The 21,768-nt window shown below is 67.3% G+C and carries 15 protein-coding genes and 1 pseudogene; 8 read left to right on the forward strand and 8 right to left on the reverse strand.

Annotated elements, in window-relative coordinates; genetic code table 11:
• Positions 1-70 precede the first annotated feature (70 nt).
• Both JE033_RS04250 and JE033_RS04255 read left to right on the forward strand, forming a co-directional pair.
• Positions 71-766: a GntR family transcriptional regulator gene (locus JE033_RS04250; RefSeq protein WP_090147577.1), complete on the forward strand. Its 696-nt coding sequence runs from the start codon at positions 71-73 to the stop codon at positions 764-766.
• 65 nt (positions 767-831) lie between these two features.
• The gene (locus JE033_RS04255) at positions 832-1,857 is read left to right on the forward strand and encodes an agmatine/peptidylarginine deiminase (protein WP_200329682.1); all 1,026 of its coding nucleotides are present in this window, start codon (positions 832-834) and stop codon (positions 1,855-1,857) included.
• Positions 1,858-1,909: 52 nt separating this feature from the next.
• Here JE033_RS04255 and JE033_RS04260 read toward each other — a convergent pair whose 3' ends face one another.
• Complete coding sequence (locus JE033_RS04260; RefSeq protein WP_200329684.1) at positions 1,910-2,851, reverse strand: LysR family transcriptional regulator; 942 nt, start codon at positions 2,849-2,851, stop codon at positions 1,910-1,912.
• A gap of 154 nt (positions 2,852-3,005) precedes the next feature.
• Here JE033_RS04260 and JE033_RS04265 point away from each other — a divergent pair.
• Both JE033_RS04265 and JE033_RS04270 read left to right on the forward strand, forming a co-directional pair.
• Positions 3,006-6,590 (forward strand): annotated as a pseudogene (locus tag JE033_RS04265) (proline dehydrogenase family protein).
• Positions 6,590-7,609 (forward strand): proline racemase family protein, encoded by a 1,020-nt coding sequence (locus JE033_RS04270; RefSeq protein WP_200329686.1) that lies wholly within the window; start codon positions 6,590-6,592, stop codon positions 7,607-7,609. Before JE033_RS04265 ends, JE033_RS04270 begins: the two are co-directional and overlap by 1 nt.
• 6 nt (positions 7,610-7,615) lie before the next feature.
• Here JE033_RS04270 and JE033_RS04275 read toward each other — a convergent pair whose 3' ends face one another.
• The 7 genes from JE033_RS04275 to JE033_RS04305 form a co-directional block, all read right to left on the reverse strand.
• Positions 7,616-8,806 (reverse strand): amidohydrolase family protein, encoded by a 1,191-nt coding sequence (locus tag JE033_RS04275; protein WP_200329688.1) that lies wholly within the window; start codon positions 8,804-8,806, stop codon positions 7,616-7,618.
• Between the two features lie 89 nt (positions 8,807-8,895).
• Positions 8,896-10,611: a hydantoinase B/oxoprolinase family protein gene (locus JE033_RS04280; protein WP_200329690.1), complete on the reverse strand. Its 1,716-nt coding sequence runs from the start codon at positions 10,609-10,611 to the stop codon at positions 8,896-8,898.
• A gap of 1 nt (position 10,612) precedes the next feature.
• On the reverse strand, positions 10,613-12,658 hold the full coding sequence (locus JE033_RS04285; RefSeq protein ID WP_200329692.1) for a hydantoinase/oxoprolinase family protein: 2,046 nt from the start codon (positions 12,656-12,658) through the stop codon (positions 10,613-10,615).
• A gap of 135 nt (positions 12,659-12,793) precedes the next feature.
• Positions 12,794-13,777, reverse strand: a complete 984-nt coding sequence (locus JE033_RS04290; RefSeq protein ID WP_200329694.1) for an ABC transporter permease — start codon at positions 13,775-13,777, stop codon at positions 12,794-12,796.
• Positions 13,774-15,312: a sugar ABC transporter ATP-binding protein gene (locus tag JE033_RS04295; protein ID WP_200329696.1), complete on the reverse strand. Its 1,539-nt coding sequence runs from the start codon at positions 15,310-15,312 to the stop codon at positions 13,774-13,776. Before JE033_RS04295 ends, JE033_RS04290 begins: the two co-directional genes overlap by 4 nt.
• On the reverse strand, positions 15,305-16,330 hold the full coding sequence (locus tag JE033_RS04300; protein WP_200329698.1) for a sugar ABC transporter substrate-binding protein: 1,026 nt from the start codon (positions 16,328-16,330) through the stop codon (positions 15,305-15,307). Before JE033_RS04300 ends, JE033_RS04295 begins: the two co-directional genes overlap by 8 nt.
• Before the next feature lie 49 nt (positions 16,331-16,379).
• The gene (locus JE033_RS04305; RefSeq protein WP_200329700.1) at positions 16,380-16,709 is read right to left on the reverse strand and encodes a hypothetical protein; all 330 of its coding nucleotides are present in this window, start codon (positions 16,707-16,709) and stop codon (positions 16,380-16,382) included.
• Positions 16,710-16,840: 131 nt separating this feature from the next.
• On the opposite strand from JE033_RS04305, the gene JE033_RS04310 reads away from it, so the two are divergent.
• The 4 genes from JE033_RS04310 to JE033_RS04325 all read left to right on the forward strand — a co-directional run bounded on the left by JE033_RS04310 (position 16,841) and on the right by JE033_RS04325 (position 21,741).
• Entirely contained in the window at positions 16,841-18,154 is a 1,314-nt protein-coding gene (locus JE033_RS04310; protein WP_200329702.1) for a hypothetical protein, read from the forward strand.
• Complete coding sequence (locus JE033_RS04315) at positions 18,141-19,217, forward strand: DUF917 domain-containing protein (RefSeq protein ID WP_200329704.1); 1,077 nt, start codon at positions 18,141-18,143, stop codon at positions 19,215-19,217. Before JE033_RS04310 ends, JE033_RS04315 begins: the two co-directional genes overlap by 14 nt.
• Entirely contained in the window at positions 19,214-20,695 is a 1,482-nt protein-coding gene (locus tag JE033_RS04320; RefSeq protein ID WP_200329706.1) for a CdaR family transcriptional regulator, read from the forward strand. Before JE033_RS04315 ends, JE033_RS04320 begins: the two co-directional genes overlap by 4 nt.
• 140 nt (positions 20,696-20,835) lie before the next feature.
• Positions 20,836-21,741, forward strand: coding sequence for a dihydrodipicolinate synthase family protein (locus tag JE033_RS04325; protein WP_090147568.1), 906 nt, complete (start codon positions 20,836-20,838; stop codon positions 21,739-21,741).
• Positions 21,742-21,768: the final 27 nt, after the last annotated feature.

The raw sequence follows: 21,768 nt of genomic DNA on the forward strand, positions 1-21,768 counted from the left end.
GTGGGAAGATGAGGGTCCGACCGTATGAACGGCGTGCGCACTGCGCCGCTCTGGACTCCGAGGAGCCCGCATGCCCACCCCTGACGCCGAGCACGAGCGCGATTCGTCGCTCGTCCCCCTCAAACGACCCCTGAGCCTTCGGGAGACGGTGCTGGAGCAGTTGCGCACCGCGATCATCACCGGCCGCCTCGCAGAGGGCGAAGTGGTTTCGGCCCCGGCGCTCGGCGTCACCCTCGGCGTCTCGGCGACGCCGGTCCGCGAGGCGATGATGGACCTGGCCCGCGAGGGGCTGGTCGAAACCCTGAAGAACAAGGGATTCCGCGTCACCACGATGAGTGAGAGCGACCTCGACGACCTCGCGCAGATCCGACTCCTGCTCGAGCCGCCCGCCATGCGACTCATCGCCGGCCGCGTTCCCGAGGCGGATCTCCCCAAGCTCCGGAGTCTCGCCGACGCCTGCTTGGAGGCGACGGATCGCGGCGACCTCGAAGAATACCTTCGCTTCGACCGGGAGTTCCACGCGCTCGTGCTGAGCTATACCGGCAATGCCCAACTCGTGGAACTCGCCACTTCCCTGCGGCGCAGAACCCGCCTGTACGGCATCGGCACGCTCTCGCGCGAGGGGCGGCTGGCCGACTCCGCCAGAGAGCATCACGAACTCATCGACCTCCTCGCCACCGGCGATGGCGCCGGCGCCGAGCGCGTGCTCGCCCGGCACGTCTCTCACGCACGCACGCTGTGGGCGACGGGACGCGATCAGCCCTGATCCCGTTATTGGTCAGGTGCCCATTAGACTGGGGCGACGTCATTTTTTCACACGAGGGAGTATCGATGACCACCTGGCGCATGCCGATCGAGGGACACGAGCAGGAGCGACTCTGGTTGGCCTGGCCGACCAGCGGGTACACCCTCGGAGACACCGAGGCCGAAGCCGAAGAGGCTCGCACGACCTGGGCGGCCGTCGCGAACGCCGCGAGCGAGCATGAGGCGGTGACGGTCGTCGTGAACCCGGGCGATGAGGCCGTTGCGGCCCGCTACCTCTCCTCCCAGGTCGAGCGCATCGTCGCACCCCTGAACGACGCTTGGATGCGCGACATCGGGCCGAGCTTCGTCATCGGAGACGATGGTCGGCTCGGCGCCGTGAACTTCGTCTTCAACGGCTGGGGCGGCCAGGAGTGGGCGCAGTGGGATCACGACCAGCACATCGGCCGCATCGTCGCGGAAGCAGCCGGCGCGGAACTCATCGACTCCGAGATGACGAACGAGGGCGGCGGCATTCAGGTCGACGGAACCGGCCGCGTGGTCATCACGAAAACCGTGCAGCTCGATCCCGGTCGCAACCCGGGTTGGACGCAGGAGCAGGTCGAAGCCGAACTGGAGCGCACGATCGGCGCGACCAGCGCGCTGTGGCTCCCCCGAGGTCTGACCCGGGATCACGACACCTTCGGCACGCGCGGCCACTCGGACATTCTCGCCGCATTCACGAGCCCCGATCTCCTGCTCATGCACCGACAGGATGCCGAGTCGCACCCCGACCACATCATCGCGCGCACGAACCGCGACGTGGCCGATCGCTATCGCGACGACACGTCGGCGGGCTTCGACATCATCGATCTCCCCGCACCGGAGATGCTGCAAGACGACGAAGGCTACGTCGACTACAGCTACATCAACCACGTCGTCATCAACGGCGCGGTGCTCGCCTGCGCATTCGATGATCCGGCCGATGATCGCGCCCTGGCGATTCTGCGCGAAGCCTACCCGGGACGCGAGGTGATCGGTCTCGACGCGCGCCCGCTCTTCGCTCGCGGCGGCGGCATCCACTGCATCACGCAGCAGCAGCCGAAGACGAACTAGTTCCGAAGGCGGTGCGGGATGGGGCGTCCGACGCATGCCCCTCCCGCACGCCTCACGGCGCAGCCGTGCGCGAGTGCCCTCCCCCCGATTCGAGCAGCACCGCCTCCTCGCGAAGCGCATCGCGCACGGCGGTGAGCGCAGGGTGCCCGTGCGCCGAGGCGCGGGCCGCCGTGAACACCGTTCGTTCGGGGTCGTCGGCCAGGTCGACCAGACGCATGGCTCGTGAGGCCCCGGCATGCAGCAGGCCGGGAAGCAGCGCCACCGCGTTTCCGGTCTCGATGAGACGCACGTGGGCCTGCATATCCGCCGTCTCGTATCGCACGTCGGGCTCGAAGCCGGCGCTGCGACAGGCCTGCAGCGCCCAGTGCCGCGATGCGGCTCCCTCGGGCTCGAGCACCCACGGCAGTGCGGCGGCATCGGCCAACCGCTCGACGTCGTCGAACGCGGCGACGCCGGCGCCCGGCAGCGGCAGCCCCAGGCGAATGCGGTCCGTCACCAGCGGTTGCCGGTCGAGCCCGGGGAAACGCGGAGCGGCGTGCCCCGGGTACTGCTCGGCGATCACGAGGTCGAAGCCGCGGGTCCAGGTCTCCTCGAGACCGGCCTCGGGTTCGTGCTGCACCATCTCGATCCGCAAACTGGGGTGCGTGTCGCGCAGCCGCCTGAGCACCTGGGGCATGAGCGCGAGCAGTGCGGTCTGGAACACCGCGACGCGCACGGTGCCGCCGACCTCCGCGTGCGCGCGGTGCAGCGCGGCCTCCGCGCGCTCGAGCCCGGCGAGCAGTTCGTGCGTCTCGCCGACCAGCGCTTGAGCGGCCGGCGTGAGCTCGAGCGTCCGACCCGTCCTGCGCAGCAGCGGCACGCCGGCTTCACGCTCGAGCAGCGCCAGCTGCTGCGATATCGCAGAGGGGCTGTAGTTCAACGCCTCGGCCACCGCGGCGACGGTGCCCCGGGAGTCGAGCTCCCACAGCAGGCGCAGCCGTTTCATCTCGAGCACGGGCACTCCTCGGAATCGGAAGTTGTGCTTCACACTATTCCACAGAAACCGTTGCTGTACTGCACGCTTTTTGCGCGGGAGACTGGACGGGACGAGTCCAGAGCGCCGCATCGACGCGACGCCGCGTCCCATTCCCCGTCCAGAGAGGCCGACCATGAGCACCGCCGACGACATTCGCCCCCAGGAACTCGCGGATGAGGCGATCTCGCTCGTGCGACGCTGGCTGGCGGAGGCCGCGGAGATCCCGACCGACGCAGCGGCAGCGCGCCTCGCAGGCGTGCTCCGCGACCCGAACGGGCTCGACTTCACGGTCGGGTTCGTCGACGGCGTCGTGCGCCCGGAAGATCTCGCCGTCGCCGCGAAGAAACTGCGCGAGCTCGTGCCCATGACCCCCTCCTTCCTGCCCGCGCCGATGCGAGGAGCGATCGGCGCCGGCGGCGCTCTCGCCGTCCCGCTCCCTGGCGTCGTGGTGCCGATCGCGCGGCGCGTGCTGCGACAACTCGTGAGCCACCTGATCATCGATGCCAGCGACGCGAAGCTGGGGCCCGCGATCAGCAAGATCACCCGCGACGGCGTGCGACTGAACATGAATCTGCTCGGCGAGGCCATTCTCGGCCAGGGCGAGGCCGAACGTCGCCTGGCCGGCACGCATCGACTGCTCGCCCGCGACGACATCGACTACGTCTCGATCAAGGTCTCCGCGACCGTCTCGCCGCACAACCACTGGGCGTTCGACGAAGCGGTCGATCACATCGAGCAGCAGCTGCTCCCGCTCTTCGAACGCGCGGTTCAGGCTTCCCCGCAGAAGTTCATCAATCTCGACATGGAGGAGTACAAGGACCTCGATCTCACCCTCGCGGTCTTCACCCGCTTGCTCGACCGGCCCGAATTCGCGCACCTGGAGGCCGGCATCGTGCTGCAGGCGTACCTGCCCGATGCGCTGGGCGCGATGATGCGGCTGCAGCACTGGTCCGCCCAGCGCGTAGCGCGCGGCGGTGCTCCGATCAAGGTGCGCGTGGTCAAGGGTGCGAACCTCCCGATGGAACTCGTCGACGCCGCGATCCACGGCTGGCCGTCGGCGACCTGGCCGACGAAGCAGGCCTCGGATACGGGATACAAGGCGGTGCTCGACTACGCGCTCCACCCGGACCGCGTGCGCAACGTGCGCATCGGCTTCGCCGGCCACAACCTCTTCGACGTCGCACTCGCCTGGCTTCTCGCGCAACGTCGTGGCGCGACGGAGGGCATCGAGTTCGAGATGCTGCTGGGCATGGCCACGGGACAAGCCGAAGCCGTGCGACGCGAAGTGGGGCATCTGCTGCTCTACGTGCCGGTCGTGCACCCCGAGGAGTTCGACGTTGCCATCGCCTATCTCATCCGTCGTCTCGAGGAGGGAGCGAGCACCGAGAACTTCATGTCCGCCGTCTTCGAGCTGCACGACCGTGCGGAGCTGTTCGAGCGCGAACGAGAGCGCTTCTCGGCCTCACTCGCAGATCTCGAGGCGATCACCGCGGACGGAGATCCGGAGCATTACCGGGTGCCGTCGCCGAATCGCACTCAGGATCGCGGCGCCGAGTCGGACGCACCCGTGCCTGAGCGTCTCGCCGATCCAGCGACCACCGCACGCATCGAGCAGCGAGTGGCTGCGGGCGCCGAGGGATTCCGCAATACACCAGACACCGACCCAGATCTCCCCGGCAACCGCGCGTGGGGTCGGTCGATCGCCGAACGCATGATCGACTCCGACCTGGGCTCGGCGACGGTCGCGGCTGCGCGCATCACCGACGCCGGTGCGCTCGACGCCGCGGTCGAACGCGGGCGCGCGGCGTCATCCGGGTGGCAAGCGCTCGGCGCCGACGAGCGGGCGCGGATCCTGCACCGCGCCGGCGAGGCGCTCGAGGCGCGACGCGGCGAACTGCTCGAAGTCATGGGCGCCGAGTGCGGCAAGACGCTCGACCAGGGCGATCCCGAGGTGTCGGAGGCCATCGACTTCGCGCACTACTACGCGGCGCTCGGTCAAGACCTCGAACACGTCGACGGCGCCCGATTCGTGCCGCAACGACTCGTCGCGGTGATTCCGCCGTGGAATTTTCCGGTGGCCATTCCCGCAGGAGGAGTGCTCGCCGCGCTCGCGTCGGGTGCGAGCGTCATCATCAAGCCTGCGGCGCAGTCCGCGCGCTCGGGCGCGGTGATGGTCGAAGCGCTCTGGGAGGCCGGAGTACCGCGCGATGTGCTGCAACTCCTGCAGTTCGGCGACCGCGAACTCGCATCCAGCTTCGTCTCCGACCCGCGCGTCGATCGGCTGATCCTGACCGGCGCGTACGAGACCGCCGAAACCTTCCGCGCCCTCCGCGAGGACCTCCCGATCCTGGCCGAGACGAGCGGCAAGAACGCCATCATCGTCACGCCGAACGCGGACCTCGATCTCGCCGCCCGCGACGTCGCCCAGTCGGCGTTCGGGCACGCCGGCCAGAAATGCTCGGCCGCCTCACTCGTCGTACTGGTCGGCTCCGTCGCGCGATCCCAGCGATTCCGCGGGCAGCTGCTCGATGCGGTGCGATCGCTGAAGGTCGGCACCCCCGATGCGCTCACCAGCCAGATGGGGCCGCTGATCGGCGCGCCGACGGGCAAACTGCTGCGCGGACTCACGGAACTCGAACCCGGCCAGCGCTGGGCCATCGAACCGAAGCCGATCCTCTCGGATCACCCGCTCGCCGTGGATCGACACGGCGACGCCAAGCTCTGGTCGCCCGGAGTGCGCGACGGGGTGCAGCGCGGCAGCGAATACCACCTCACCGAGTACTTCGGCCCGATCCTCGGCATCATGACCGCTGAGACGCTGGAGGAAGCGATCGACATCGTCAACGACATCGAGTACGGGCTGACGAGTGGACTCCACTCGCTCGACCGCGACGAGCTCGAACACTGGCTCGCCCGCATCGAGGCGGGCAACCTGTATGTCAATCGCGGCATCACCGGGGCCATCGTGCGGCGGCAGCCCTTCGGGGGCTGGAAGAAGTCGGCGATCGGTGCTGGCACGAAGGCCGGCGGCCCGAGCTACCTCTACGGCCTCGGCGACTGGGTCGATGCTGTGAGCACGGCACCGCTTCGCGCTCCGCTCCCGGCCGCGGCTCGCCTGGTCACCGCTGCCGAGCAGGCGGGAATCTGCGGCGCTGACCTCGCCTGGCTGCGAGCCGCACTCGGTTCGGACGCCGTGGCGTGGGAGCAGGAATTCGGCGCTCGCCGCGACGCGTCCGGCATCGGCGTCGAGCGCAATGTGCTGAGATATCTGCCGACCTCCGTCGTGATCCGCGCGGCCGCCGATGCGCAGCCCGCGCGGGTGCTGCGCGCGGTCGCCGCGGGAATCGGAGCCGGGGCGAAGCCGCAGCTCAGCACACCGGTCGCCCTCCCCGCCCCGATCGTCGCTGCGCTCGAAGCAGTGGGAGTGCGCATCGCCTTCGAGGACACCGCCGCGTGGAAGGCCCGCGTGGCCGCGCTCGCGGCGCGCCGGGGCCCGCATTCCGGCGCGCGGGTGCGCATCGTCGCCGAGGAGTCGCGAGCGGACGTCGTCCGCGAGGTCGCAGCCGCGGCTCAGGGCAAGCCCGACATCGCGGTCTACGGGGGGCCCGTCGTGGGCGCCGGGCGAGTCGAGATGCTGCCGCACCTGCGCTAACAGGCCGTGTCGATTACCGCGCACCGTTTCGGTACGCCCAGCCGGTTGAGCGAGGGGGTCATCTGATGCCGAACGGAATCGCGACGACCGACTATCACACGGCCGGAGAACCGTTTCGCATCGTTCACGCCGATGCACCGGTGCCGGACGGAGTGACGGTCGCCGACCGTCGCATCGCCGCGATGGCAGACGATGCGGGGGCCGACAGCGTGCGCGGGCTCCTCTGCCGGGAGCCCCGCGGCCATGCCGACATGTACGGAGGATTCGTCGTCCCGCCAGACCCGGCCGATCAGGATGCAGCGCACTTCGGTGTTCTCTTCTGGCATCAGGACGGCTTCTCGACCGCGTGCGGTCATGGATCCATCGCGCTGGGGGTCTGGGCGACCGATACCGGACTCGTGGAGAGCGATCCGGATGGTGTGACCGACGTGCGGATCGACGTTCCGTCGGGGCGTGTCGTGACCTCGGTCGAGCGTTCGGAGGGGCGTCTCGTCCGTGCGACATTCCGCAACGTCGTGTCGCACGTCATCGCACGCGACGTCGAGATCTCGACCTCGCGAGGGCGCGTTCGAGTCGACCTCAGCTTCAGCGGGGCGATCTACGCGTCCGTGCGTGCGCACGACGTCGGCCTGTCGGTCTCACCCGAGCACTACTCCTCCCTGATCGATTTCGGTCGAGAGGTCAAATGGGTGCTGAACGATGCCCCGGAGGCCCAGCACGCAGCCGATCATCGGCTGTCGGGCGTCTACGGAACGATCCTGTGGGACGATCTCGGCGACGGCGATGCCGGGCCGCGACAGCGAAACGTCACGGTGTTCGCCGACGGCGAGGTGGATCGTTCGCCGTGCGGTTCCGGGACGGGCGCGCGAGTCGCCTTACTCGCGGCGTCAGGCGAACTCGCCGCGGACGAAGTACTCGAGCACCGCTCCATCATCGACACCGCGTTCGAGGCGCGATGGGAACCGGCGATGGATCACCCCGAGGCCGTCATCCCGCTCGTATCGGGCACGGCGCACCGCACCGGTGAGCACCGTTTCTTCCTCGACTTCGACGACGACCTCGGCCGAGGCTTCGTGCTGCGCTGATCGCAGCTACGCGACTCTGCGACCCGCCTGCACCACCGCCGCCCGGGCGTCCGCCTCCCACAATGCCGCCGGTTCATGCAACGGATCGGCGGCGAGAAGGACCGCGTCGCCGTACGCTCCCGCCCGGAGGTGCCCGAGTGCCGGGTCCCCGATCAGCTCTGCGTTCACCTGAGTCATCGACCGAAGTGCGGCGGCAGCACCGCTTGCCGATACTTGGAGCCGCACGCCCTGCAGCTGGTCGTCCTCGAGGTCACCCATCAGATCGCTCCCGAACCCGACTCGAACTCCTGCGGCGAGCGCAAGTCGCACGGCTTCCTGCCCCTTCGAGAGTACCTCGGAGTTCTTTTCGAGCGAGGTCGCGTTGAGGCCGATCTCTGCACCGCGGCGGTCCATAGCATCATAGGCGGCGAGCGTCGGCACGAGGAACGCGCCGCACGTGGCCATGAGCTCCGCAGTCTGAAGGTCGATGAGATTTCCATGCTCGATCGATCGCACGCCGTTCTCGATCGAGTGCCGCACCGCCTCTGGAGAGTAAGCGTGAGCCGCGACATAGCTCCCGCGGCGGGTTGCCTCTTCGACGACCGCGCGGATCTCCTCCGCGGAGTACTGCGGCACGCGGATCGGATCCGACAGCGAGAACACGCCGCCCGAAGTCATGATCTTGATCGCGTGCGCACCCGTTCGGAGGCGCTCGCGGACTGCAACCCGGAGTGCGTCGACCCCGTCGACCACCTCGCACATGTGCCCGTGGGAAAAACAGACGTCGATGTGCGCAGCTCGGGGGTCGCCGTGGCCACCTGTCTGACTGAGCGCGGCACCCGTGAAGTGATACCGGGGAGACGGGATGAGCCCGCGATCGATCGCTCTGGCGAGTCCGATGTCGCCCCCGGCGACGTCGCGGACGGTTGTGAACCCGCGTCGCAGAGCGCTCTCCAGCCGACGGGCGCCGTTGATCGCTGCGAAACTCAACGGTCCCCGCTCGTTCTCAAATCCGTCCATGCTCGTGGCGTACGCGTGGAAGTGCGCATCGATGAGCCCCGGCACAGCCCAGGTGCCCGAGCCGTCGAGCGTTTCGCGCGGCCCACCGGCTGCGCGTTCTTCGCTCACGAACCCGTCGACGATATCGATGTCCCGTTCATCGAAGCCGCGACCATTCCACACGCGTGCACCGATGATTGTCAGATTTCCCTGGCGCATGCGCGCCCCTTCCACTCGCTTGTTCGACTGCCTGGTGCTCGCTATCGGAGCAGTATCCGGGCCGCCGAGGCTCGGCGGCCCGGATACTGCTACGCGGAAACGGCCGCCCGGAGCGACGCCGTTTCAACGGCGTCGACCCTGAACTGCTCGGTGACCGCTACCCCGTAATCGCGCGTTGCGGATTCGTGGGACACGAATCCATTGCGTACGTCGTGAGCGACGGCCTCCGGGTCGCGTTCGAATGGGTTGCCGTACCCTCCTCCCCCGCCGGTCTCGTTGACGAGCACGTCATCGGCATCGAGGTGGTTGTAACTGCCGCCCTGCACGACTTCGCGATCGGTGCCCGGGTTCAGCACGACCTGGTTCGGTTTGCCGGTGGCTCCCCCATCGATCGACCAGGGCTCGGTCTTGGTCTTGTACACCAGGCAGATACCGGTGGCGGGCGCCGTAAACCGATACGAGCGACTCACGCCCACACCTCCGCGGAAGCGGCCGGCACCCCCGGTATCGGCGCGGTAGCCGTAGTGCTCGATGATCATCGAGGACTTCGCCTCGAGCACTTCCACAGGGTTGTTTCGGCAACCCGGCTCCGACAGGTGCATGATGCCGTCCTCCCCGTCGTGCGTCGCCGTTCCGCCGAAACCGACCGCCTCGTTCGTCGCCTCCTGCCATGGTTCGCCGGTTCGCGGATTCACACCGAGCCCCATCATCGAGCAGACGTCGCCGCCCGAGCACGCCGGCACCAGTTCCGGCATGCCCTGCGCGAGCGCCTTGAGAATCACTTCGCCGGCGAGCAGGCCCGTCCACAGGGTGAACGTCGGCATCGGCGGCACCGCGTGCATCACCGAGCCGGGCACCGTCACGACGCGCAACGGGGCGAAGTTGCCCGCGACGACGGGAGACTCGGGCGTAGTGAGCGACTTGAAGATCAAGCTCGACAGCGCCTCCGTCTGTCCTGGTGGGAGGTTGATCGGGCCCCGCACGTTCTCAGCGCTCCCCGTCCAATCGACGACCATCTCATCGTCCGTCACGGTAACGGTGCACTGCAGCTTGACGAGTTCGTCTTTCGTGATCCCGTCGTCGTCGACGTAGTCGACCGCGCTCCACGTTCCCTTCGGCAGCTTCGCGAGGGCGAGGCGCGCCAGACGCTCCCCGTGCGCGTTGATGGTCTCCATGGCCTGAGTCAGCACCGCCACCCCGTACTTGCTCGCGAGCTCTTGCGTGCGCCGCACTCCAGTGACCACTGCGGAGACCTGCGCCTGGATATCGCCGATCGTGTGCTTGGGCATCCGGCTGTTGAACCGAATCACGTTGAACACGTCGTCATTGCGCACCCCTCGGCGGTACAACTTCGAGGACGGGAGCACCAGGCCCTCCTGCGAGCGGTCCGTGGAGTCGAGCACGTACCCCGGATCCTTCTGGTTGAGATCGGTCACATGGACCCGGCACGAGGCGTACCCGATGAGCTTCCCCTCAGCGTGTATCGGCGCGAAGACGAGCGGATCGAGCGTGTGCGCGCTCGACCAGTACGGGTAGTTGATGATGAAGACGTCGCCCGGCTCCATCGCATCTTCCCCGAGGAACTCGATCGAATGCTTGATGCCCGCGTCGTTGCCGCGCGTGAACACAGCGATTCCCGGCGCATCGGCAACGACGTCGCCGCGCACGTCGTGCAGCCCGATGCCGTAGTCGTGAATCTCGTACACAACGGTGTTGTACGCCGTGCGGCAGAGATTGCGGGCGATCTCCTCCGCAGCCGCGAGCAGTCCGTGCCTGATGATCTCGGTCGTGATCGCATCGGCCATGTCAGACCTCCTTCAGTTCGTTCTGGATCGAGATGACGAGTTCGCCGTACGCGCCGACCTCGAGTCGGTCTCCGGCATGGAGCACGGTCGTCGCGGTGTGCTCGGTGATGACCGCCGGGCCGTCGATGACGTCGCCCGCGAAGAGCTCCTCGCGAGCCACGAGCGCGTAGTCGCGGGTGCGGTCCCCCTCGAGCACGACCTCACGTACCCGCGTTCGCGGCCCGTCGCCGCTGCGCCGATCAATCTTCGGGATCTCAGGCTTGTCGACGACGCCGACGGCACCGAGACGCAGGGTCGTGGTCTCCACCGGGTCGTCCATCGTGTGCCCGTACTGCCGCAGATGCAGCCGATCGAACTCACCGCGAATCTCGACTCGAGGATCGGCGCTCTCGACGGGATAGTCGACGGTCACCGCGTGCTCCTGCCCGGAGTAGCGGACGGCGACGACGCGGTTGAAACGCATGCGATCCTCGGCGAATCCTTCTGCGGCGAGGGTGGCGCGCGCCTCCGCCTCCATTCCGGCGAACAGCGCATCGGCTGCTTCGGCGTCGAGCTCGTCGAGCGCCTGAATGCTCGTCCTCGAATAGTCATGCTGCACGTCGGCCATGAGCATACCGAGGGCCGAGAACGCCCCCTGACCGGGAGGCACGATCACCTCCGGTATTCCGAGCTCACGCGCCACGTCGACCGCGACGAGACCGCCCCCGCCGCCGAACGACAGCAACGCGAAATCCTGCGGGTCGTGACCGAGTTCGATGGTGATCGCTCGCACGGCGCCCATGATCTTCGTGTTCGAGATCTGCACCATGCCGCGCGCGAGCTGGGTCGGAGTCAGTTCGAGTTCCGCCGCGATCGGTGCCAGGGCCTCCAGCGCCCGCTCGCGATCGAGCGCGAGCTCGCCCCCGAGCGGGGTGTCGACGCCCAGGTAGCCGATCGCCAGGGCAGCATCGGTGAAGGTCGGTTCGGTACCTCCCCGACCGTACGCCGCAGGCCCCGGCATCGCACCGGCGCTCTTCGGCCCGACCTGCAGTGCGCCCGCCTCGTCGAGGTATCCGAGCGACCCCCCGCCCGCGCCGATGGTATGGATGTACAGGGACGGCGTGTTGATCGGCAGCCCCTCGAACTCGGCACCGTGGTAGAGCACGGGAGCGCCGTTCTGCACGAGCGAAGCATCGAGACTGGTCCCACCCATATCGATCGTGATGAGATTGGGCCGCCCGATGAGCTTCGAGAAGGCGGCCGCGCCGACGACGCCGCCGGCAGGACCCGAGAGAATGAGGTTGACCGGCTGCTCTCGCGCTGCCGACGCCGTCATAGCGCCTCCTCCGGAACGAGACATCAGGAACCGGCCGTCGAAACCCCGTTCATCGAGCTCTGATTCGAGAGCCCGGAGGTAACTGCGCATGATCGGCTTGATGTACGCATCGAGCACCGCGGTGCTCGTGCGCTCGTACTCGCGGTACTCCCGAGAGAGATCGTGCGACAGGGTGACCTCGACATCGGGGGCCTCCTCGGCCAGAATCTCGCGCATGCGAAGCTCGTGGTCCGGGTTGGCGTACGCATGCAGGAACGCGACGGCCACAGCTTCGTATCCGCGCGCACCGATTTCACGCGCAACTCGCCTGGCGTCCTCTTCGTCAAGCGGTATCGCGACGGACCCGTCGAACATGCTGCGCTCCACCACCTCGAACGTGTCGTACCGCTCCAGCAATGGAGCCGGCTTTCGGTAGGCGATGTCGTACATGACTCGCCGGTCGGTGCGCCCGAGCAGATAGACGTCCCGGAACCCAGCGGTGGCGACCGTGGCGATGCGGGCTCCCGTCCGGGTGAGCAGCGAGTTCAGTCCCAGCGTGCTGCCGTGGTTGAACGTCGACACCTCGCGGGTATCGGCGCCGGCCTTGTCGAATGCGGAGAGCACTCCGGAGGTGGGTTCGCTCGGAGTCGTGGGAACCTTCTCGAACCTCAGCTCTCCGGTGCCGGGGTCGAGTTTCACGACATCGGTGAAGGTGCCGCCGACATCGACTGCGATGCGGATATGTGCTGTCATCTTGAGTCCTTCCAGGGTGGTGTGCGGGGTGACCCGGTGGCATTCGGGCGCAACGATGCGTCCTGATGCTGCGAGATCCGGAAATCAGGAGGCGCGCTGCACGCCGAATGCGGGGGGGGGGGGGGATCGGTTCGGCTAGCGTTTTCCTCTGCCTGATGCGGCGAGGCCGACTGCCGCGAGGATGATGAATCCGGTGACCATGTCCTTGAGCTGCGGGTTCAAGTTGAGCAGGTCGAACCCGTTGCCGATCATCGCGATGAGGAACACGCCTGCGACCGACCTCCAGACCGCGCCGACGCCGCCGTAAATGCTCGTACCGCCGAGAATCACGGCAGCGATGGCGCTCAATTCAAGACCGGCGCCCGCGAGGGGTTGACCCGAGGCGATGCGGGAGACCCCGATCGCGGCCGCGGTTCCCGCCGCGAGGCCGCTGATCACGAAGACGATGATGCGGGTGCGGTCGACGTGGATGCCGGAGAGTTCCGCGGCCTCAGCATTCCCGCCGACCGCGTAGACCCGCCGACCGAAGACCGTGCGCGACAGGAGGAACCACAGCGCCGCAACGACCGCGATCATCACGAACACGGCGACGAAAATACCGCCGACACGGTCGCGACCGAGTGCCGTGAAGCCCGGGGTCGTCACCGTGATGAGGCTTCCACCGGTGATCAGCACCGCAAGCGTCGTGAAGATCATCGATGACGCAAGCGTCGCCAAGAACGAGTGCACCCGGAGCCGGGTGATGACCACCCCGTTGAATGCTCCGAGCACCAACCCGACGAGCGGCGCCGCGAGCAACGCGATCCACACGTTCCCGATCGAGACCGCGAGCCAGGCGGCGACCACCCCCGCGACGCTGTAGATCGCGCCGGTCGAGAGGTCGAAATTCCCTGAGATGATGACGAACGTGCCGGCGGCTGCGATGATGACGAGCGGCGCATTCTGGTTCAAGATGTTGACGATGTTGCCGAACGTGAAGAACGACGGCGAGAGGATCGCGAGCGCGATCAGCACTGCGGCCAGCAGCAGCAGCACCGCGTATTCGATCGCGAGTTCCTTCAGCGAGAACTGCTTTCGGGCGCGGGTGCGCGTCGCTGTGGTGTTGGCGGCTTCGCTCACGCTGCCGTCTCCTCTCGGGGGGTCACATTGAACAGTCGGTAGAGCACATCCTCGACAGTCGTGTGCTCCGGGATGATCTCGTCGAACGTGCGCCCTCCCGACACCAGGTAGGCGCGATGGGCGAGTTCCATGATCTCCTCGTGCTCGGAGGAGATCAGCAGCACCGCGATGCCCTCGGCGGCGAGTCGGGCTACGAGATCGTAAATGGTGCGTTTCGCACCGACGTCGACGCCTCGCGTTGGCTCATCCAGGATGACGACGCGGGGCTGCGCCGCGAGCGCCTTGCCGAGCAGGGCCTTCTGCTGGTTGCCGCCCGAGAACCACGAAACGGGGAGCTCGATGTCGGGTGGCCGCATCTGCAATGATTCGGCGAGGTCCTTCGCGACGCGCTTCTCGGCGCCCCGCGTGACGATCCCGTACCGCGTGCGCGCGCTCAGGCTCGACAGCGCGATGTTCTCGCGCACGGAGCGCTGCAGCACCAGGCCGTCTTTGTGTCGGTCCTCCGAGACGAGCACGAGCCCCGCTTCGATCGATTCCCGGGGTGACCGCCCCGTCCAATCCCGGCCGCCGAGCTCCACGCTGCCGCCCGCCGTCTTGTCGACGCCGAACACGGCGCGCAGGCATTCGGTGCGACCGCTGCCGACCAGGCCGAGAAGGCCGACGATCTCGCCGGGGCGCACATCGAAGCTCATTGCCGCGCCTCCCGTCTCGGTGCGCAGGTCCCGAACGCGCAGTACTGGAGGGATCGACGCGGGAGGCGCTGCACCGCGCTCGGGGAACGCCTGCTCGAGCTCCCTTCCGAGCATCGAGGTGACGATGTCGTGCTTGACCACGGTACTGGCTTGCACGCTCTCGATGCGACGGCCATCGCGCATGACCGTGATGCGGTCGGCGACTCCCAGCACGGAATCGAGGAAGTGGGAGACGTAGATCACGCCGCACCCGCGGTCGCGGAGCGCGCGCATCAGATTCTCCAACTGGGACATCTCATGCGCGGTGAGCGAGGAGGTCGGCTCGTCCATGACGATGATCCGCGCGTTGCGCGCGAGAGCGCGGAGAATCTCGACCTTCTGCTGATCTGCGATCCGCAGATCCCGCACTCGCATCCGCGGATCGAGCCCGAAGCCGGTCTCGGCGTCGAGCGAGGCGAATCGCTCGTTCAGGTTGCGACGCTCGATTCCGAAGCGATGCTGCTCCGCTCCGAGAAAGACGTTCTGAGCGACCGTGAGGTCGGGCACGAGGGCGAGCTCCTGCGCGATCATGGCGACGCCTTGCTTCTGCGCAATGGCTGGGTTCCACTTGTCGATGACTGAGCCGTTCACGACGACGGCGCCCGCGTCAGCGGCGTACACGCCGGCGATGATCTTGCCGAGCGTCGACTTCCCTGCGCCGTTCTCCCCGACGAACGCGTGGATCTCTCCGCCTCGGATCTCGAGCGAAACGTCGTCGAGCGCCTGGGTCGCGCCGAACCGCTTATCGACGCCCCGCAGCTCGAGGAGCACCTCCTGCGCGCGGTCGCGAGTCGCTTCAGCCATTCCACTCGCCCGTGTAATCGGGGGCTGCCTCGAGATCCTCGCGGGTCACGATCGGGCCCATGTCGATGATCGAATCCGCGTCGATGACGCTCTCGACCGTCTCGCCGCGCAGGGCGTTGACGGCCTGCTCGAGGGCCGCCGACCCCATTGACACCGGAAAATTGAGGAAGTCGTTCGTCCAGATACCATCGCGCACCGCTTGCACCGCTTCGACGGTGCCACCGCCTCCCGTCAGGAACACGGATGCCGGATCGATGCCCGCGTTCTCCAGCGCGATCTGCGCGCCCAGCGTCTGCTGATCGGCGTTGCTCAGAATTCCATTGATGTCCGAATTCGCCTGCAGCAGATTGCTGACGGCGGTGAGCGACTGGTCGCGATCGTACGCGCCCTCAACGGTGCCGACGATCTCGATGTTGTCGTGCTGCTCGAGTACGCCTTTCCACGCGTCGACGCGCTCGATGTCGAGCGGCGAGTTCAAGAGGCCGGCGAGCAGGCCGATCTTGCACGGATCGATGTCGGCGCAGTAGTCGACGACGGTCTCAGCCTGCAGTTCAGCGCCGTTCGCCGGTGGGGAGGCGACGGTCGACACGACGCCTTCGACTTGGGGCTCCATCTCGTTGATGTCGGGACCGATGGGATTGAGCACGCTCACGACCGGAAGATCACTGCCGAGGGGAAATGCCGCATTGAGGGCGGGCCCGTCGTGCGGCACAACGACCACCGCATCGGCCTGACCGGTCGTCCCTGCATTCTGAAGCTGCGAGAGCTGCGTATTCGCGTCGAACTGACCGTCTTGTATCTTCGTGTCGATGGTGATGCCGAGTTCGTCGGACAGCTCGGCCGCGCGTTGCTCGATGCCCTCGTACACCGCCTGGTTGTAGCCGTTCTGCGAGGACGAGGCGAGGAACACGATCGAGTAGCTGTCGCTGCTCGCACCGGAGTCGGCGCTGCAGGCGACGAGGGACGCGCCGAGGGCGAGCACTCCGGCGCCGGCCACGATTCGGGAGAGGTGCATCATTGCAATCTGCTTTCTTCAGTGGGTCGGGTGGTAGGGGGCGGAAGAGGAACTACTCGTCCGTGAACGACTCGCTCCCGACGCCGTGATCGACGCGGTAGAGCTTCGCGACACCGACCTCGGCACCTTCCAGGAGTTCCGGGAGCTGCGGGACGCGCTTGCCGCGCTCGGGGTGATCGATCCACTCCTGATAGGCCGCTGCATCTGGCCAGAGGGCGCTGACGATGATCTCGCCACTGCCGTCGATCGCGACGGAGATCTCCGAGCAGATCGCTCGTGTGAGGTCCAGCGACTGCTGCAGAATCTCCTGCGCTCGGTAGAGGCGCACGATCTCTTCCGAGCGGCCGGTGCGGGGTTGCAGAGTGAGGATGCTTCGAATCATGTGGTGAACTCGTACTCCGTCGTCGTCGTTCATGGAGGAGGGGGCTCCTGATTTCCAGCGATAACCTACTCCGGCGGCGCGCGCAGAGATTGTGCATCATGCACAATCCAGACGGCGCGTAGAATGCAGAAATGCGAATTGGCATGGCGGCCACCGCCAGTGGCACGACTGGAATCCTGATCGACGACCGGGGAAAGATCCACGAGGAGCGCGTCGAGCAGCGGGGAGCGGAACTTTCCGAGATGGTGTCCGACATTCTCCGGCGGTTGAAACGCCGGGCGGCGAGTCCCGGCACGAATCCGATTCCACAGGCGATCACCATCGATGTGAGCGACGCGCTCACACCGAACCGCTCTGCGTCATTCATCGTCGTCCGCATCGCCCCTCGGCCTCCGGTCGATGCGGGCCATGAACTCTCGGACTCCGCCGAGAACAGGTATCGCACGCGGATCGTCCATGTCTCAGGAGGACATACGATCCTCGGAGACGAACTCGTCCCGCTCGATACCGCCGCTCTGATACGGATCGCTCGTTCAGCCGGGCGGGCGCCCAACTACGTCATCTCGGGCGTCGGGTCGCTCGTGAACCCGTCCCACGAACAGACCGCCGGACGCATCCTCCTCGAGCACTCCGAGCCGGCGAGCATTGAGTTCTCTCATCGCTTCTCGAGCAGCGCCATCGCCGTACGCGAACGAACCGCCGTGCTCAACAGTGCACTCACTCCCGGAGCGGCAGCTCTCGGCACCTCACTGGTGCTCGCGGTTGAAGCTGCGGCGCCGTTGTCACGCCTCTACGTCACCACGAACGACGGCGGATCGACGACGATCGCGCAACTCTCAGAGGCGCCCATCCATGCACTGCACGCCGGGCGCTCAACGGAGCTCATCGGGGCCGCCGCACTGTGCGGCATCGACGATGGTGCTCTGATCGTCGATGACGGAACTGCGCCATTCTTCGGCGAGATCATCGATGGAGTTCCGACCGTCGTCCCCACGCACCGCGCCTCCGGTCCTGCGGTCTCCACCCAGGCCGCCAATGTGAGAGGTGTCACTGATATCGAGTTGCACGGTGGCGCCGACCGACCACTCCTCGTGACCCACGGCGCCGGCGGACCGAGCCCACTCGGCCTCTCCGCCCACTCCCACGCGGACCACAGTCTTCGTGCACTCGGAGCAGCGTGCGCCCCGCTCTCCGAGTGGGCCAACCGCGTGGTCGATGTCAGCAACGCGACCGAGATGGAGCAGGCGCTCGCGAACGCCCGCGCCCGTGTGGAAGCGCGGCTCGTATCCCTCGGTGCAGTTCCCGCGAGCATCCGCATTCCCGAATCCAGAGTGATCGCGACGGCCTACCAGCATCCGCGCGTGGTGACCGTGCGGGTGCGCGGCATCGCCGGCGAGAGCACGGGCTCCATTCTGACGGGAGGTGCAGCGCGTGCGCCTCGATGAGCAGGATGTCTCCCACCTGCGTGCCGGCGCCCTCTTCCTCGGCTGCGCTGCCGACCACGACTGGTGCACCGAGCAGATGGATCGCACGATCGCGCACATGCGCTCGCACGAGACCGAGGCGGAACTCAGATCGGTGGAGACATTCGAGAACGACGATCTGATCATCGCACTCGGCTTCGTCAACAGCGGGCTCCCGCTCTCTGATCTCAGACCGGTCGGGGACGAATTCCTGACGAGCCTCGCACTCGTCGAGCGTGCGTTCGGACGAGAGGCCGCCGGCTTCATCCCGCTCGCGGCCGCGAACATCAACTCACTCGTTCCCGTCCTGACGTCGCTGCAGACCGGGCGACCCGTAGTGGACGCGGATCCGATGGGTCGCGTGTTCCCGTTGCTCTACCAATCGGTGTTCACATTGGAAGGCCTGTCTGCTGGACCGATCGGTGCAACGGGTCCGGCCGGGGATTCGGCATTGCTCGAGGTGTCGGACACTCGTCGGGCCGAGCGACTCGTGCGTGCACTGGCCGGAGAGTTCGGCGGATGGGCGGCGACCGCGCTGTACCCGATGACGGCAGGAACACTCGCCAGGGCCGGCATTCTGGGAAGCGTGTCACGGATGATACGCATCGGAGCGGTACTGCAAGCTGCACAGCCGACGGCGGCGAAGCACGCTGCGCTGAGACGAAGCGAGGGGGTGAGGCGCATCATCCGGGCACGGGTCGCAGATGTCGCTGGCCTGTCGCGTCCGGCTCCGCCCGGCCAGCCCGACATGCCGTCGAGCGTCGTCTTCATCGAGGAGACGAGCGGGCGCATCGTGCAGATGGAGATTCAGAACGAGTTGCTCATGGTCATGGTCGACGGCGCCGTCGTCGCGGTGATGCCCGACATCATCACGATGCTCAGGCCCGAGGATGCGAGTGTCGCGGGATTGGACGACCTCTGGGTCGGCAACACGCTCGACATCGTCGTTCTCCCCGGCGCACCGCAGTGGTACACGCCCGCCGGGATCGACCTCGTCGGACCGGACGCGCTGCACCTGTGGCTGCGGGCGCGAGGAGGAAGATGATGCGACCGAACTCGCACGGGCTCGTCGAGCTCCGCGACCTCGCAGAGTCTTCGGACTTCGAAGATCTCGTCACCCTGCACCTCGCCGACCCGCGCAGCCCGGTGCGCGAGCTCGCACTGGTCACCGACATCGAGGAGATGACGTCGGTGGGACCGGACACGCTGATCATGCTGACTCAGGAGGTGGCGCGCGGCGGATGGATGATCTCGGCGGCACTCCGCTACGCCTGGGAACGCCGAGCCTGCGCCCTCATCGTGCCGCACCAGGCGTTCACCGGGAGTGTCATCGATCTGGCGGAGCGTCTGGGTGTCTCACTGTTCACCACCGACATCGACATCCGCACCCTGGCCATCAGAACGGCGATCCACGTCGGGGTCGCGCGAGCCGATTCTCTGGCTCGATTGCACCGCTTCGCGACGAGAGTCTCCCTCTCAGCTGACATTCCTGCAGCCCTGGCGACGATCTCTGCGGAGCTGGAGGGCGCTCGCGTCGCTGTCCGTCTGGACGGGGGCGCAGTCCGATTCAGCACACCGGCCGAGCCGCACCCTCATCCCGGGAGTACCCGGGTGTGCGTTCCGCTCTCATCTCGGCCCCGCCCCGACCACCTCGTCGCGGAGACGCAGGACCCCGAGCGGATGCGAGCCGAGCAGGTGCTCGCGGCGGCCTCGCCGACGATTCGCGCGCTTCTGGCTGAAGAGCGCTTGAGTGAAACCGAGGCCTCGCTGCCGACGCTCTCGGTCGCGGCCCTGACCGGTCTCATCACCCCCGGCGGCGCGATCGACTCCGTCGGGAGTGACGTCGCGGCCGAGTTGGGATGGTCGATCGACGGCGATTATTTCGTGGTGTTCTTCGCCTCATCGTCTCAGGGCCGGATGGGCGCTGCAGTGCGTCAATTGTGGAACGACGTGTTCGGGCAACTCCCGCTCGCACGGATCGAGGACGGTTGGTTCGGCTTCGTTCCGAGCTCGGATGAGCATTCGCGCAGTGGCTTCGTCGCTGAGCTCCGATCGCACAGGCTGCGCCTGCAGGCGTTCGACCTCGCCGCAGGCGTGTCGGACGTGCTGACGGACATCGAGCATGCGGCACGTGGGCTTCGCGAGGCGTCGCTTGCGGCACGTCTGGCCACGAACGAGGCGCTCTCGGTTCCTGCGATCGTGGAGTTCTCAGAGATCACGGCGGAAATTCTCCCGCGGGTGCTGCCGGGTCCTCTCGCGGCGCAACTCGCCAGCACGTTGCTCCCCGACCTTCTCGCCGATCCCGCGACGAATGAGCTCGTCGATGCTGTGCTGGCGTACTTGGATCACCGCGGCTCGGTCTCGTCTGCGGCCGAACGCCTCGGAGTCCATCGCAACACACTGCAGGCACGGTTGGCGCGCGCCCAGCAGACGGGCGTGTCGCTTTCGGATCCGCAGTCGGTACTGCCGATGCACCTGCTCCTCGCGGCCCTGAAGCGCACCCGGGGCCGCCCAGCGGACTGAGCCGCTTCCGCATGCAGGCCGATGATCCGCCCACCGGCTCCACCCCCGGCGGAAATCGCAGTTGACGGACCCGCCCCCGAGCGTGGTACCGTGTGCAATGTCACACTGCAGTGACTCGATCGCAGCCCGAAAGGACCCCCATGACCGAGCAGAAGCCCTGGCACGGCGTCATCGTCGCCACCGCACTCCCCTTCACGGACGACCTCTCGGTCGACTACGACGCCTATGCCGAGCACGTCGCCTGGCTCGCCGAGAACGGCTGCGACGGCGTCGCCCCGAACGGCTCCCTCGGGGAATATCAGAACCTCACCGAAGCCGAACGCGCGCAAGTCGTCAAGACCGCCGTCGAAGCAGCACCCGAGGGCTTCACCGTCATGGCCGGCGTCGGCGCCTACGGCGCCCTGCAATCGGCCCACTGGGCCGAGCAGGCCGCCGAGGCGGGCGCTCAGTGCGTGATGCTGCTCCCGCCGAACACCTACCGAGCCAACCACGAACAGGTGAAGCACCACTACGCCACGGTCGGCAAGGTCGGCCTGCCGATCGTCGGGTACAACAATCCGATCGACACCAAAGTCGACCTCGTGCCCGAACTCATCGCCGATATCCATGCCGCCGGCAACATGGTGGGCGTCAAGGAGTTCTCCGGCGACCCCCGCCGCATCTACGAGATCAAGGAGCTGGCCCCCGAGATCGACATCATCATCGGCACCGACGACACCGTGCTCGAAGTGGGGCTCGCCGGCGCAGTCGGCTGGGTGTCGGGGTACCCGAACGCGATTCCGCAGTCGTGCGTCGAGCTCTACCGACTCTGCACGTCGGGCGACTACGCAGACCTCGAGCGCGGCCAGCAGATCTACCGCGACCTGCACTCGCTGCTGCGCTGGGATTCGAAGACGCAGTTCGTTGAGGCGATTAAGCTGTCGATGGACATCGTGGGTCGCAAGGGCGGCGCGAGTCGCCCCCCGCGCCTCGCGCTTCCACAGGATGTCGCGGACCGGATCGTCGCCGATACCCGGGCCGCCATCGCCAAGGGCTACGACAGGTAGCGCGAGGCGGGCACGCAGTTCCAGGGG

The organism is Leucobacter sp. L43, from assembly GCF_016597785.1.
Taxonomy (GTDB): Bacteria; Actinomycetota; Actinomycetes; order Actinomycetales; family Microbacteriaceae; genus Leucobacter; species Leucobacter alluvii.

Excerpts from the sequence above, each read along its gene's own strand:
- JE033_RS04325 (WP_090147568.1), top strand. The coding sequence starts at position 20,836 with ATGACCGAGCAGAAGCCCTGGCACGGCGTCATCGTCGCCACCGCACTC.
- JE033_RS04310 (WP_200329702.1), top strand. The coding sequence starts at position 16,841 with ATGCGAATTGGCATGGCGGCCACCGCCAGTGGCACGACTGGAATCCTG.
- JE033_RS04275 (WP_200329688.1), bottom strand. The coding sequence starts at position 8,806 with ATGCGCCAGGGAAATCTGACAATCATCGGTGCACGCGTGTGGAATGGT.
- JE033_RS04270 (WP_200329686.1), top strand. The coding sequence starts at position 6,590 with ATGCCGAACGGAATCGCGACGACCGACTATCACACGGCCGGAGAACCG.
- JE033_RS04250 (WP_090147577.1), top strand. The coding sequence starts at position 71 with ATGCCCACCCCTGACGCCGAGCACGAGCGCGATTCGTCGCTCGTCCCC.
- JE033_RS04295 (WP_200329696.1), bottom strand. The coding sequence starts at position 15,312 with ATGGCTGAAGCGACTCGCGACCGCGCGCAGGAGGTGCTCCTCGAGCTG.
- JE033_RS04280 (WP_200329690.1), bottom strand. The coding sequence starts at position 10,611 with ATGGCCGATGCGATCACGACCGAGATCATCAGGCACGGACTGCTCGCG.
- JE033_RS04255 (WP_200329682.1), top strand. The coding sequence starts at position 832 with ATGACCACCTGGCGCATGCCGATCGAGGGACACGAGCAGGAGCGACTC.
- JE033_RS04300 (WP_200329698.1), bottom strand. The coding sequence starts at position 16,330 with ATGATGCACCTCTCCCGAATCGTGGCCGGCGCCGGAGTGCTCGCCCTC.
- JE033_RS04320 (WP_200329706.1), top strand. The coding sequence starts at position 19,214 with ATGATGCGACCGAACTCGCACGGGCTCGTCGAGCTCCGCGACCTCGCA.
- JE033_RS04305 (WP_200329700.1), bottom strand. The coding sequence starts at position 16,709 with ATGATTCGAAGCATCCTCACTCTGCAACCCCGCACCGGCCGCTCGGAA.
- JE033_RS04285 (WP_200329692.1), bottom strand. The coding sequence starts at position 12,658 with ATGACAGCACATATCCGCATCGCAGTCGATGTCGGCGGCACCTTCACC.